The organism is Bacillus paramycoides (genome assembly GCF_038971285.1).
In the GTDB taxonomy this organism is placed as follows: Bacteria; Bacillota; Bacilli; order Bacillales; family Bacillaceae_G; genus Bacillus_A.
On the sequence record NZ_CP152427.1, the window covers coordinates 4,507,613 to 4,520,112 of the forward strand.

Annotated in this window: 15 protein-coding genes; 9 read left to right on the forward strand and 6 right to left on the reverse strand. The window is 35.8% G+C overall.

Translation table 11 applies throughout. The features are described from left to right. Positions 1 to 53 precede the first annotated feature (53 nt). From acuA to AAG068_RS23370, 4 genes are all read left to right on the forward strand, one after another. Positions 54 to 686: an acetoin utilization protein acetyltransferase AcuA gene (acuA, locus tag AAG068_RS23355; protein WP_000581384.1), complete on the forward strand. Its 633-nt coding sequence runs from the start codon at positions 54 to 56 to the stop codon at positions 684 to 686. Between the two features lie 17 nt (positions 687 to 703). Next, positions 704 to 1,348: an acetoin utilization AcuB family protein gene (locus AAG068_RS23360; protein WP_000634568.1), complete on the forward strand. Its 645-nt coding sequence runs from the start codon at positions 704 to 706 to the stop codon at positions 1,346 to 1,348. Beyond that, positions 1,345 to 2,511, forward strand: a complete 1,167-nt coding sequence (gene acuC / locus AAG068_RS23365; protein ID WP_342715983.1) for an acetoin utilization protein AcuC — start codon at positions 1,345 to 1,347, stop codon at positions 2,509 to 2,511. Before AAG068_RS23360 ends, acuC begins: the two co-directional genes overlap by 4 nt. Before the next feature lie 214 nt (positions 2,512 to 2,725). Further along, positions 2,726 to 3,586, forward strand: coding sequence for an alpha/beta fold hydrolase (locus AAG068_RS23370; protein WP_342715984.1), 861 nt, complete (start codon positions 2,726 to 2,728; stop codon positions 3,584 to 3,586). A gap of 66 nt (positions 3,587 to 3,652) precedes the next feature. On the opposite strand, the gene AAG068_RS23375 is transcribed toward AAG068_RS23370, so the two are convergent. The 3 genes from AAG068_RS23375 to AAG068_RS23385 form a co-directional block, all read right to left on the reverse strand. Next, entirely contained in the window at positions 3,653 to 3,925 is a 273-nt protein-coding gene (locus AAG068_RS23375; protein ID WP_061401652.1) for a hypothetical protein, read from the reverse strand. 121 nt (positions 3,926 to 4,046) lie between these two features. Beyond that, positions 4,047 to 4,736, reverse strand: a complete 690-nt coding sequence (locus AAG068_RS23380) for a response regulator transcription factor (protein WP_342715985.1) — start codon at positions 4,734 to 4,736, stop codon at positions 4,047 to 4,049. A 1-nt stretch (position 4,737) separates the two neighbouring features. Beyond that, on the reverse strand, positions 4,738 to 6,192 hold the full coding sequence (locus tag AAG068_RS23385) for a sensor histidine kinase (RefSeq protein WP_342715986.1): 1,455 nt from the start codon (positions 6,190 to 6,192) through the stop codon (positions 4,738 to 4,740). A gap of 301 nt (positions 6,193 to 6,493) precedes the next feature. On the opposite strand from AAG068_RS23385, the gene AAG068_RS23390 reads away from it, so the two are divergent. The 3 genes from AAG068_RS23390 (at position 6,494) to mscL (ending at position 8,707) form a co-directional block, all read left to right on the forward strand. Next, on the forward strand, positions 6,494 to 7,174 hold the full coding sequence (locus AAG068_RS23390) for an ankyrin repeat domain-containing protein (RefSeq protein WP_342715987.1): 681 nt from the start codon (positions 6,494 to 6,496) through the stop codon (positions 7,172 to 7,174). 79 nt (positions 7,175 to 7,253) lie between these two features. Then, a complete protein-coding gene (locus AAG068_RS23395) occupies positions 7,254 to 8,180 on the forward strand; it encodes a Gfo/Idh/MocA family protein (protein WP_342715988.1) in 927 nt (308 codons plus the stop codon). 128 nt (positions 8,181 to 8,308) lie between these two features. Then, on the forward strand, positions 8,309 to 8,707 hold the full coding sequence (mscL, locus tag AAG068_RS23400) for a large-conductance mechanosensitive channel protein MscL (RefSeq protein ID WP_000266999.1): 399 nt from the start codon (positions 8,309 to 8,311) through the stop codon (positions 8,705 to 8,707). A gap of 50 nt (positions 8,708 to 8,757) precedes the next feature. On the opposite strand, the gene AAG068_RS23405 is transcribed toward mscL, so the two are convergent. Beyond that, entirely contained in the window at positions 8,758 to 9,030 is a 273-nt protein-coding gene (locus AAG068_RS23405; RefSeq protein ID WP_306184620.1) for a DUF3917 domain-containing protein, read from the reverse strand. Positions 9,031 to 9,233: 203 nt separating this feature from the next. Between AAG068_RS23405 and AAG068_RS23410 the strand changes: the two genes are divergently transcribed. Continuing rightward, entirely contained in the window at positions 9,234 to 9,470 is a 237-nt protein-coding gene (locus AAG068_RS23410) for a DUF3949 domain-containing protein (RefSeq protein ID WP_098520833.1), read from the forward strand. Between the two features lies 1 nt (position 9,471). Next, positions 9,472 to 9,834, forward strand: coding sequence for a DUF4288 domain-containing protein (locus tag AAG068_RS23415; RefSeq protein WP_342715989.1), 363 nt, complete (start codon positions 9,472 to 9,474; stop codon positions 9,832 to 9,834). Between the two features lie 34 nt (positions 9,835 to 9,868). Here the strand turns inward: AAG068_RS23415 and ccpA are convergent, their stop codons facing one another. Both ccpA and AAG068_RS23425 read right to left on the reverse strand, forming a co-directional pair. Then, entirely contained in the window at positions 9,869 to 10,867 is a 999-nt protein-coding gene (gene ccpA, locus AAG068_RS23420; RefSeq protein WP_048531809.1) for a catabolite control protein A, read from the reverse strand. A 566-nt stretch (positions 10,868 to 11,433) separates the two neighbouring features. Continuing rightward, positions 11,434 to 12,450 (reverse strand): CamS family sex pheromone protein, encoded by a 1,017-nt coding sequence (locus tag AAG068_RS23425; protein ID WP_342715990.1) that lies wholly within the window; start codon positions 12,448 to 12,450, stop codon positions 11,434 to 11,436. Positions 12,451 to 12,500 lie beyond the last annotated feature (50 nt).

Here is a 12,500-nt window from a genome sequence, read left to right on the forward strand (position 1 = left end):
TATAAAGTACGATATTAATAGATTCACAAACCCTCAAGGTGGTGAGCAATACATTGATTCATAAAAAAATATATAATGCTAGAAACTTAAAAACAGCGAAAGGCACTTTAATTATTGAAGGGCCTGTCTCTACACATAACTTAGAAATGTATGAATTTCATCCAGACTTAATTGCGTTTCGTCCTGCCGAGCAACAATATAAAGCAATTGTCGAAATTTCTAAATTGCCAGAAGCTCGTCTCATTATTGCTAGACATGACCAAACAATTGTTGGATATGTTACATACTTGTATCCTGATCCACTTGAACGATGGTCAGAAGGAAAGATGGAAAACTTAATTGAACTCGGGGCGATCGAAGTTGTCCCTGCCTTCCGTGGTTGCGCTGTCGGAAAAAACTTATTAGAAGTTTCAATGATGGACGATTATATGGAAGATTACATTATATTAACCACTGAATATTATTGGCACTGGGATTTAAAACAAACAGGCTTAAATGTTTGGGAGTACCGAAAAGTAATGGAAAAAATGATGAATGCAGGTGGATTACAATGGATGGCTACAGATGATCCTGAAATTTGTTCACATCCTGCTAACTGTTTAATGGTCCGCATCGGTAAACGCGTTGATACGGATTCTATTCAAGCATTTGATCGTCTACGTTTTCACAATCGTTTTATGTATTAATAAAGGGGGCAACTGGAATGATTGTAGAAGAAATTATGAATCAAGATGTGGTGACATTACATCCAAACGATACAATCGAAACAGCAATCCGAACGATACGTACGAAAGGCATTCGGCACATTCCAATTGTCGATCAAAATAATCATGTCGTAGGTATTATTTCTGATCGGGATGTAAGAGATGCAAGTCCGTCTATTTTAGATGAACAAGTTTCACTCGATATGCTGAAGCAACCACTTGAACTTATTATGAAACATCCTGTTATGACTTGCCATCCTCTCGATTTCGTTGAGGAAATTGCTACTTTATTTTTTGAAAATAAAATTGGCTGTCTTCCTGTTACAAAGGCTGGAAAGTTAGTTGGAATTATTTCTGAATCTACCGTGCTGCATACGTTAGTGAAATTAACAGGAGCACATCAACCGAGTTCACAAATTGAAATTCAAGTAAAAAACGAACCTGGTATTCTCGGAAAAGTCGTTGCTATTTTTAGTGAGTTACAAATCAATATCGTGAGCGTTCTCGTCTACCCAGCAAAAGATGAGAATGATAAAGTACTCGTTTTCCGCATCCAAACGATGAATCCGCTAAAAGTGATTGATGCACTTGAGGCAGAAGGCTACCGTGTATTATGGCCGAACATTATGGGGATGCAAGCATGAGTAGCGCGTTTATTTATTCGGATGACTTTCGGGGCTATTCATTTAGCCCTGATCATCCTTTTAACCAACTGCGCGTCACACTTACGTATGATTTATTACAAAAGGGCGGTTTTATCTCTCCTTCCCAAATCATCTCACCACGGATAGCTACAGATGAAGAGATCGCCTACGTTCATACAGAGGAGTACATAAATGCGGTAAAACGTGCTGGAGAAGGTAAGTTAGAAAAATCAATTGCGATGACATATGGACTCGGAACAGAAGATACACCGATGTTTCCAAATATGCACGAAGCAAGTGCATTACTCGTTGGCGGTACATTAACTGCTGTCGATGCTGTTCTTTCCGGGAAAGTAAAACACGCGCTTAACTTAGGAGGCGGCTTACATCACGGCTTCCGCGGCAAGGCATCTGGTTTTTGCATTTATAACGATAGTTCCATCGCTATGAAATATATTCAGAAGAAATACGGTTTACGTGTTTTATATATTGATACAGATGCTCATCACGGTGATGGTGTACAGTGGTCTTTTTACGACGATCCTAACGTATGCACCATTTCGCTACATGAAACTGGGCGCTATTTATTCCCTGGAACTGGCGCTGTAAATGAACGCGGACAAGGTAATGGCTATAGTTATTCTTTTAACGTTCCACTCGATGCTTTTACAGAAGACGAATCTTTCTTAGATTCCTATCGAACTGTCGTAAAAGAAGTTGCCGCATACTTTAAACCGGATATTATTTTAACGCAAAACGGTGCTGACGCACATTATTACGACCCACTTACACACCTTTGCGCAACGATGAATATTTACCGTGAAATACCGAAGCTCGCTCGCGAAATCGCTAACGAATATTGCGAAGGTCGCTGGATCGCTGTCGGCGGCGGTGGCTATGACCACTGGCGCGTCGTCCCAAGAGCTTGGGCACTCATTTGGCTCGAAATGAACAACATCCAAAACATCTCAGGTTATCTCCCTCCAGAATGGATTGACGCTTGGAAAGGACAAGCTGAAACAGAACTTCCCCTCACATGGGAAGATCCAGACAACATGTATAAACCTATCCCCCGCAAACCAGAAATTGAAGAAAAGAATGCATTAACTGTAGCGAAATCTCTTGAAATTATTCGGAATAATATGAAAAAATCTTTGTACTAAACGAAAAGGAGGCTCGTTTTTGAATAGCCTCCTTTTATTTAAAGCTTGCTATTATTGTCGGTTTTTGTCGGTAAGTCGATATATTTTGATAATCGCTGATATATTTCAAGAATCGCCGATATATCTTGAGATTCGCTGATATATTTTAATAACCGCCGATATCTTTCAAAAATCGCTGATATATTTTATTTCATAATTAAGTGGTCCAACTTTTATGAGAAAAGGTCGTGATATTATGTGGACACAACAAATAATCAACACGAAACGTGGCACATTTGAACTTTTTACAAAGGGAAATGGCGAACCGCTTTGTATTACACATCACTATTCACAATTTAATGAAACTGGTGATTACTTTGCGGATGTTTTCACTGCTACGCATCGTGTATTCCTCATTAATTTACGAGACTCTGGTAACTCTGTAAAAGCCAATTCAGAAAAAGAATTAAGTATGATTGGAACGATTCACGATTTAGAAGCTACACGAGAAGCTTTACAACTCCCAACATGGCATTTCGCTGGCCACTCAACAGGCGGTATGCTTGGACTTTTATATGCGATTACGTATCCAAATTCCTTACAATCATTAGTCATCGTTGGAGCCGCAGCAAGTAACTATACCGAAACACCATTTTGTATTTATCATCCAGAACATCCTCAGTTTCATTATATGCAACAACTCATTGAAAACTTGAAACGCCCTCACCTTACAAGTGAAGAGCGAAAAGAACTATCTACTGAGAGAACAAAATTATCACTGCATAAACCAGAAAACTACAACTCTTATTTTTCTAAACCAATCCAAAAAACTATGTCCGCTAGCCGGATGAACGTTTTCGCCAATGAATATCCATCATTTGATTTAAGAGATCATTTACCTTCCATCCAAACAAAGACCCTTATTATATGCGGAAGACATGATATACAGTGCCCGATTCAATATTCTATCGAAATGCATAAGGGTATACGTAATTCTATCTTTGTGACATTTGAGGAGAGTAACCATTATCCCTTTTTGGAAGAAGCTGCTCAGTTTACTTCTACTACTCGAACATTTTATGCATCGTTACATTAGTACCGTTATTATTAAGGAAAGCTCACAGTCTCTATAAAACTATGAGCTTTTTTCAAAAGAAGTATTTCAACTAGTAACAATTAAAAGAAGAACACACAAAACCACTAAACCTAAATCAATAAATACTGCCTTTTTATCTCCTTCTTTTAAACTTATTAGAAAACTAGAAACTATTTTAATTGCAAAAAAGACCATCATAAATAACCAACCAAAATGATCATTTGTATAATCTTCATCATAAAACATTTGTATTGCACCAATAATTAATAAGATAAGTATAATATTAGTCCCGATTTTTAAAGCCTTGTGTGATTTATTATCTTTTAATGTATCTCCCAAAATGTAGCACGCCCTCTCATGCTCTACTATGTTTTATCTCTCTTTATATTTTAACACAAATTCCCTATTATTTCCTTTTGGCAAATAACATAAAAAACCTGCCAATTACTCGGCAGGTATATTACACATTAAAACGATAACCAGCCCCCCACACTGTTTCAATATATTGCGGGTGAGCAGGATCTCTTTCAATTTTTTCACGTAGTTTTCTAATGTGAACAACGACAGTAGCTAAATCGCCAGCTGAGTCTAGTCCCCAAATACGTTCAAATAACTGTTCTTTATTTAATACTTGGTTTGGATGCGTTACAAAGAATGTTAATAGATCAAATTCCTTCGTTGTAAATGCGATTTCTTCATTGTTTATAAAAACTTTTCTCGACCGTTGTTCAATAGAAATCCCGTGAATATATAGCGTATCACGTTGCTTACTCACATTTCCTGATAATCTTTCATAACGAGAAATATGCGCTTTTACCCTTGCGACTAATTCACTCGGGCTAAACGGTTTCGTTATATAATCATCTGCCCCTAAACCGAGTCCGCGAATTTTATCTATATCTTCCTTCTTTGCTGAAACAAGTAAAATCGGAATGTCTTTTATAGCACGTATTTGTTTACAAATTTCGAAACCGTTCCTCTTCGGAAGCATAATGTCTAAAATAATTAAATCATAATCTTCCTGCAGAGCCATTTGTAAACCCCTCTCTCCGGAATGCTCTACATCCACTTTAAAATCACTAATTTCTAAATAATCTCGCTGTAATTCTGCAATACTTATTTCATCTTCTACTAGTAAAATTCTCTTCATCCTATTCACCACATTCCTGTACTTTTTTCAATGAGAAGAAAATACTTGTACCTTCCCCAAGCCTACTTTCCGCCCAAATTTCCCCGCCATGCTCTTCAACAATTTGCTTCGCTATCGCTAAGCCAAGTCCACTTCCACCTGTACTAGAATTCCGCGATTGCTCTGCACGATAAAACCGCTCAAATATATACGGCAATGTATCAGCCTCTATACCTGATCCATTGTCCATTACTTTCACAATAACAGTATTGTTATCACTAGATACTGTTACAGTAATTTTCTTCTCTTCTTTATCCATGTACTTCACACTATTATGAATTAAATTCGATATCACTCTATTTATCTTTTCACAGTCGGCCGTTACATATAGTGGTGATGAATGTAATTGTAAGTAAACTTCTATCCCTTCCTCACTTAAATCCATTTGCATCTCTTCTAATAATTCCTGCATAAACACGTTTAATTCTATCGTTTCAAACTGAAAGGGAACTCGATTCAAATCAAGCTTCGAAAACAAAAAGAGCTCATCAATGAGTGTATCCATATGTTTTGCCTTCGTATGAATCGTTGTTAAATACTTATCCATTTTTTCTGGCGTATTTGCGACTCCATCTTTTATGCCTTCTACATATCCGATAATGGATGTAATCGGTGTTTTTAAGTCATGAGATATATTAGAAATGAGCTCTTTTCGATTTTCTTCATACTGGGTTTGTACTTCAATCGATTCTTTTAACTTCTTCCTCATTTCCTCAAACCCTTGATTTAATTGCCCAATCTCATCATGGGATGTAACTGGAATTTGAAAATTCAAATCCCCTTCTTTAATTCTCTCTGTCGCATCTTTCAATACAAAAATTGGTTTTATTACACTTCTTGAGACGAAATAACTTAATAGCCCTATGAGTAAAATAGCTAACAGTAAAAGCGCTCCGAACAAAATTGGAAATAACTTTTGTGTAAGATCCACAAATGAACTTTGCCTTTTTAGTACAAATATACTCCCTTCTTCATCTCCAGGAAAATAAAAATCAAATTTTACATATCGATAAAATGTATCGCCTAGTTCCGTTGTACCACGACTATTAATATTTGCTGATTCAAATTTCGGAAGAACTTCTTTTAAAGATACACTTTCAAATATTTTTGTAGCATAAGAAATGGTTTCTCCCTTTCTGACAACTATTTTCACACCTCCTTTTTCAAGTGATGAAACGAACGATTCATCTAATAGTTGTGATTGGTTTTTCTTAGCCGCTAATTTCAATTCCATAAACGTATTCTCTTCTTCTGGCGTAAGCGGCTTTTGAATATAGGAACTTTTATAGAAATTTTTCACTGATTCCAAGTCACCTGTTATGGAAAAAACAATTAAAAATCCCGCGACTAATATGAGCGTGATAGAAACGAGAATAACAGCGATATAAGAGAATAAAAATCTTGTTTTAATAGACATATGTTACATCCTCACTTTACCCCGCATTAACGGGCAGTAAGATCCCCACCTCAAAATTCAAAGAAAGCAAAGAAGTTAAGCGGGGGATCAACTGCCCATAAAAGCCCGATTGGTTCAACTAATAATCAGTGGGGGATGAACAAACCCCCCACTGATTAAAGTTTCACTTTAACAAACCTTGTTATTCCTAAGCATAAAAATATATGTTCAAATACTCAAGCGATTTTATAGTAATTTTAGCGGCAGTTTATAAAAATTTAATGTTCTTCTTTTACAGTTGAAATGAGGAGGTTGAAATTCCATGTTCAAAAAAACATTAAGTATGATCTGTTGCGTAATTTTTTTACAAGGTTGCTCACAAAAACAAGAAGTTAAAAAGGAGATGACAAACATGGAGACAGCGCTACTAGCAGCTACTGAGAAGCAAGAAACGAATACTGTTATATCGTTACTCAAAAAAGGGGCTGACATAAATATAACGGACAGTAAAGGACGTACTCCTCTTTTGATTGCTACATACAAAAATGATATAAAAACCGCAACAGCGCTTATCAAAGCTGGTGCTAACGTAAATATCCAAGATGATATGAAAAACAATCCCTTTCTATACGCCGGTGCTGAAGGTTACTTGGATATTTTAAAATTAACGATTGATGCCGGCGCTGATCCATCACTTACAAATCGTTACGGCGGAACAGCTCTTATCCCCGCCTCTGAACATGGCTATATAGATGTTATTAACGAGCTCCTCACCCGGACATCTATTGATGTTAACCATATAAATAATCTCGGATGGACAGCTTTAATGGAAGCCATCGTACTAAGTAACGGAAACGAAACACAACAACAAGTCATTCGCCTTCTTATTGAGCACGGCGCAGATATAAACATTCCAGACAACGATGGTGTTACCCCGCTAGAGCATGCTCGTGCTCATCACTTTGAAGAGATAGAGAAGATTTTGTTAGAAGGGAATAAGTAAAAAGCTATTTTTTGCCTTCCTCCCCCACCCTATGCTACATTTAACCCGTTACTTTACTATTAATAGGGTGGGAATAAACATGAACAAACCTAAAATTGGGATGATTGGACTTGGAAGTATTGCGCAAAAGGCCTATCTTCCAACACTTACAAAAGAAACAGATTGGAATTTTGTAGGGGCGTTTACACCTAACGCGGAAAAAAGAAAACAAGTTTGCCAGCAATACCGTATTCAAGACTTTCATTCTATTGAAATGTTAGCTTCGGAATGCGATGCAATCTTCGTTCATAGTTCAACTGCTTCACATTATGAAATCGTTTCTGAACTTCTGAAAAAGGGAATCGACGTTTATGTTGATAAGCCACTAGCAGCTACAGTAGAACAAGCTGAGAAATTAGTCGAGTTGAGCGAAAAGCATAACCGAAAGTTAATGGTCGGATTTAATCGCAGATTCGTTCCTATGTATGTTGCGGCAAAAGAGCAAGCTCACAATATTTCTTGGGTTCGAATTGAAAAGCATCGTACAAATAAAGTCGGGCCATATACGTACGACTTTACTATGTTAGATGATTACTTACATATTGTAGATACTGCCCGTTGGTTAGCTAACGATGATCTTAATGTCGTTCATAATATGATGCAAATGAATGAAAAGAATGAACTTCTTTACGGACATCATACATATACAACGCCAAGTAGACTGTTGCTTTCTACAGCAATGCATCGCCATGCCGGTACAAATTTAGAACAAATCGAACTTGTAACGACAGGCAAAATCATTCGCGTAAAAAATATGAACACATTTGAAGTTGAGCAGGATAATTCAGTTTCTCAAATTGGTTCACCATCATGGGATACAACGTTAAAACAACGTGGTTTTGAAGATGCTGTTCATCATTTTATTGAATGTGTACATGGAGATACAAAACCTGCTGTAGATGGATTAGAAGGATTAAAAACGCAGCAACTGTTGCAATCTCTACTAGATAATGTAAACAAAAATTAAAACGGATACATTTTTCAGAATTTACTTTCATTCCCATTCCCCCTTTATTTCTGTCACAAATTTCTATAGAATATGTTGATAGGAATTATAAATTTCATAATGAATCGTGGAAAGGATGGGATTAACACATGTGGAACGAGTTTAAAAAATTCGCATTCAAAGGGAATGTAATCGATTTAGCTGTCGGGGTTGTAATCGGTGCTGCATTCGGTAAAATCGTTAGTTCTTTAGTAAAAGATATCATCACACCATTACTTGGTATGGTATTAGGTGGCGTTGACTTTACAGATTTAAAAATTACATTCGGTAAATCATCTATTATGTACGGTAACTTCATCCAAACTATTTTTGATTTCTTAATTATTGCAGCGGCTATCTTTATGTTCGTTAAAGTATTCAACAAACTAACATCTAAGAGAGAAGAAGAAAAAGAAGAGGCACTTCCGGAACCAACAAAAGAAGAAGAACTTCTTGGCGAAATTCGCGACTTATTAAAGCAACAAAATTCTTCTAAAGATAGAGCATAATTGAACGGATAAAAAGGCATGTCCCCAAGGGGACATGCCTTTTCTATATGCTATAACGTTTCCGAATTCATATGAATAAATAAAATAATACCAGCAACCATAAGTACCATGACACTACCTGCAAATAATGTAATACCAATAAACATTAAACTTGTGCTCATATCCACTGATACACTTTCAATAAAAATAGAAATTACATACGTGATAAGGGCAATTCCTGCAAGAATACTTCCTGGAACAAATCGCTTTAAACCATTTTGTTTTAACGTCATATATGCAAAAATAGCAGTCATACAAAGCGTAATTATCCAAAGAACGATCATCTTTTCTCCCCCCTCACAAGCCTTTTCTTTCTATTATACATGACATTGCCCTATAATAGTTAAATTTGCACTTATGTGACATATAACAAGGAACAATGGCATTTTGGAAAGGAAATTGATCACTAGAAATAAATGGATATTTTTCATATAAATTGATACAATTACCATATATAAACATTTTTTTTATAAAGGGAGTGTTCATAATGATTTGGATTTCACTAATCGTATTAGCCTATTTCATCATTCTCGTCCCAATACAGTATAACTATATTAAGATGCTCAAAGAAAAGCAGAAAAAAATGAATGTGTCACAAAACGAACTATATGACAACATGTCTTATGAAGAATCCCAAATACACTATCATTATCAAAGTAACGTATTTACAATACCTGCTTCGCTTATCGCAAGTATTATTTATAGAGTGAAACATGCAGCATAATATGTACGCTGTAAAATTATTGTTTGAATCTGTTCATTCTGGTGAACCTGATCCTACAAAAATTGATGAGCATTATGAAGAAAATCACAATACACTTTTGGAAGAAAGTATTATTCTTGTTAAAGCCAGCAGTTTGGAAGAAGCTCATGCACTAGGTGAACAAATCGCTATACAGTCTGAGCATACGTACGTTAATATGTACGATGAGCAAATAACATGGAAGTTTCGAAAAGTATTGCATGTGTTTGAATTAGACGATACACCATTTGAAACTGGAAAAGAATTATACGCAAGATTTTTACACGTTAAAAAAAATGAAACGGTGGATTCCGTAGTAAAAGCATACTATCCCGAATATGAATAAAAGCTCACAGCAATTGCTGTGAGCTTTTTTATACTTACTTCGTTGAATCTCTAAATTGGATACGGTGAGGTAAGATAACAGTGTGATCTTCCACTTTTTCTTTGTTCATATACTTTGTTAATAGACGCATTGCTACTGCACCAATATCATACATTGGTTGTACAACTGTTGAAAGTTGTGGACGAACCATTAATGCAAGGCGTGTATTATCGAAACCAAGTACTTCTACATCAGTTGGTACGTTTAATCCAGCGTCTTGTGCTGCATGGATTACACCTAGTGCCATTTCGTCAGAAGATACGAAAATGGCTGTTGGCTTGCCATCAAGGCCCCAAAGCTTTTCGAATGCTTCGATACCTGAATCATATGTGTAATCTCCATCGATTACAAGATTTTCATCATATGAAATACCTGCTTCTTCTAGAGCTTTTTTATAACCTTGTAACTTCTTCGCACTTCCTGCTTTATCAATGAAAGGACCAGAGACGAAACCGATACGCTTATGTCCTTGCTCAATAAAGTGCTTCATTGCATCGTAAGCTGCTTGTGTATAATCGATATTTACTGATGGCGTTTCATTTTGCTCATCGAATGACGCTGCTAATACGATTGGTACTGGAGACTTTTTAAATTCTTCAATGTGAATATCTGTAATATCTTCACCCATGAAAACAATTCCGTCCACTTGCTTTCCAAGCATCGTATTTAATAAATGGAACTCTTTCTCTTTGTTTTGATCAGAGTTACTTAAAATGATGTTATATTTGTACATTGTTGCGATATCTTCAATTCCACGAGCAAGTTCTGCATAAAACGTATTTGAGATATCAGGAATAATAACACCTACTGTAGTTGTCTTCTTACTTGCTAGTCCACGTGCTACCGCGTTTGGGCGGTATCCTAAACGATCAATTGCTTCTAATACTTTCTTTCTTGTTGTAGGCTTTACATTTGGGTTACCGTTCACAACACGAGATACGGTAGCCATTGAAACGTTTGCTTCGCGCGCTACATCATATATTGTTACGTTCATCTCATCGCACACTCCTTCTATTTTTGTTATCTATTTTTATGTATCGGTTACTTGAATGAAAAAAAGACATCAACTCTATTTGCAGATGCCACCAATCGTCCCGAGTTCTTCCTTTTACTAATGATACGATAAAAACGCAGGCTCATACAATATTTTCCCGCAAAAGTTTCGAAAAAATTCGCTTCTTTTCTCGTATTTTCGTATTTTTTATGAAAAAAGGGGCATTTTTTGTAAAAATATAGATATCTCATACGTAGAAACCCTATTTTAAGCAGTACGATAGTAAATGAAATTTATATCGTCGATTTTTCGAATATATCGATTACCACTCCAAATATATTAGCGATTTTTTTAATATATTGACTTACCGACATCAAACGACAATGATAGTCAGTTGATGTGCTGGATCTAGAGGTGTGTGGTTCCCAGTAGAATGCGTTATATCGACAACGACAGGGATAAATATATTTCTTCTTTTAAAATTGATACAACGGAAATATGACGCGCTCTTTCCCATCGTACATTTTCACTTACAATAAAAAAAGACAGTTTAAACACTGTCTTTTTTACAAGAAGGAAACGAACGGTTTGTCGCTGTTTTTCTCTTTTATAATAATTGCCTCGATTTTACTCTCAGACTTTATCTGCAATTGTACTTTTGCGTCTTTAGGTAACTTTTCTAACATACTTTGAGCAGCCATTTGGGTAAGAGCCATTAATTCTGTTTTACCGTTATATTTAATAACAATATTCATATTTAATGTATCCATTTGATTTTTCTTATAAGACACTTTAGCATTTACTGGGATAAAATCTGCCGGAGAAAAACCTTTCATCGCCTCACCAAATTTATCTATTTTTTCATTATCTTCTCCGTGTGCTTTTGTAAATTCATCAGAAGGATATGAATATGCTTGCTCATCGATTGTACTCCAATTTCCAAGGTTCGTATCATTCTTTTGAACAGTAGCACTAGCAATATATGTACCATTTTTCAAAGAACTTGTACTTTCTTGCTTAAAGATAGCAAACGTAATTGGAGATTTGTTATACTTGTCGTTTTTATTAATAGCTTCAATAAGTTGCTTGGCAACTTCAGTACCCTTAGACATTGCTTCTTCATTCGATACACTTGAAGACATTGCTAATCCAATCACAACGCCAGATAAGCTTAATTCATTTGAATTCTGCTTCCCGAAATAGTCTTGCTCTATAATATTTGTCAAAACGGGTGCTTCTACTTTTGCAACTAGCTCATCAACTAACTTCTCCGGAATATACTGATTTAATTGTAGTACATGATTTTCTGTATCAAATTGCTCTTTTGCAATATTCATTAAACCATTTTCATACTCTGCTAAATCTAATTTAGAATTTGTTTTTACATTAGCTGTATTTATAACCTTTTGTTCTTTTAAAGGAATTACAGTTCTATAATAATCTTTAGAAACAGCAGTTCTCGGGATCATGCTTTTTTCTTTCGTATCCTTCTGTATAACTTCATCCTTCTTACTAATCGTATCATTACTACAAGCTCCTAATAATAAACTTACGACCGCGAAGGATAATGCCATTTTCTTCATTACCTAAAACCTACTTTCAACAATCTAGTTATTTAATTTGAACTAATAAC

Coding starts and splice junctions, on each gene's coding strand:
- AAG068_RS23360 (WP_000634568.1), top strand. CDS start 704: ATGATTGTAGAAGAAATTATGAATCAAGATGTGGTGACATTACATCCA.
- acuC (WP_342715983.1), top strand. CDS start 1,345: ATGAGTAGCGCGTTTATTTATTCGGATGACTTTCGGGGCTATTCATTT.
- AAG068_RS23370 (WP_342715984.1), top strand. CDS start 2,726: ATGAGAAAAGGTCGTGATATTATGTGGACACAACAAATAATCAACACG.
- AAG068_RS23380 (WP_342715985.1), bottom strand. CDS start 4,736: ATGAAGAGAATTTTACTAGTAGAAGATGAAATAAGTATTGCAGAATTA.
- AAG068_RS23385 (WP_342715986.1), bottom strand. CDS start 6,192: ATGTCTATTAAAACAAGATTTTTATTCTCTTATATCGCTGTTATTCTC.
- AAG068_RS23390 (WP_342715987.1), top strand. CDS start 6,494: ATGTTCAAAAAAACATTAAGTATGATCTGTTGCGTAATTTTTTTACAA.
- AAG068_RS23395 (WP_342715988.1), top strand. CDS start 7,254: ATGAACAAACCTAAAATTGGGATGATTGGACTTGGAAGTATTGCGCAA.
- mscL (WP_000266999.1), top strand. CDS start 8,309: ATGTGGAACGAGTTTAAAAAATTCGCATTCAAAGGGAATGTAATCGAT.
- AAG068_RS23405 (WP_306184620.1), bottom strand. CDS start 9,030: ATGATCGTTCTTTGGATAATTACGCTTTGTATGACTGCTATTTTTGCA.
- AAG068_RS23410 (WP_098520833.1), top strand. CDS start 9,234: ATGATTTGGATTTCACTAATCGTATTAGCCTATTTCATCATTCTCGTC.
- AAG068_RS23415 (WP_342715989.1), top strand. CDS start 9,472: ATGTACGCTGTAAAATTATTGTTTGAATCTGTTCATTCTGGTGAACCT.
- ccpA (WP_048531809.1), bottom strand. CDS start 10,867: ATGAACGTAACAATATATGATGTAGCGCGCGAAGCAAACGTTTCAATG.
- AAG068_RS23425 (WP_342715990.1), bottom strand. CDS start 12,450: ATGAAGAAAATGGCATTATCCTTCGCGGTCGTAAGTTTATTATTAGGA.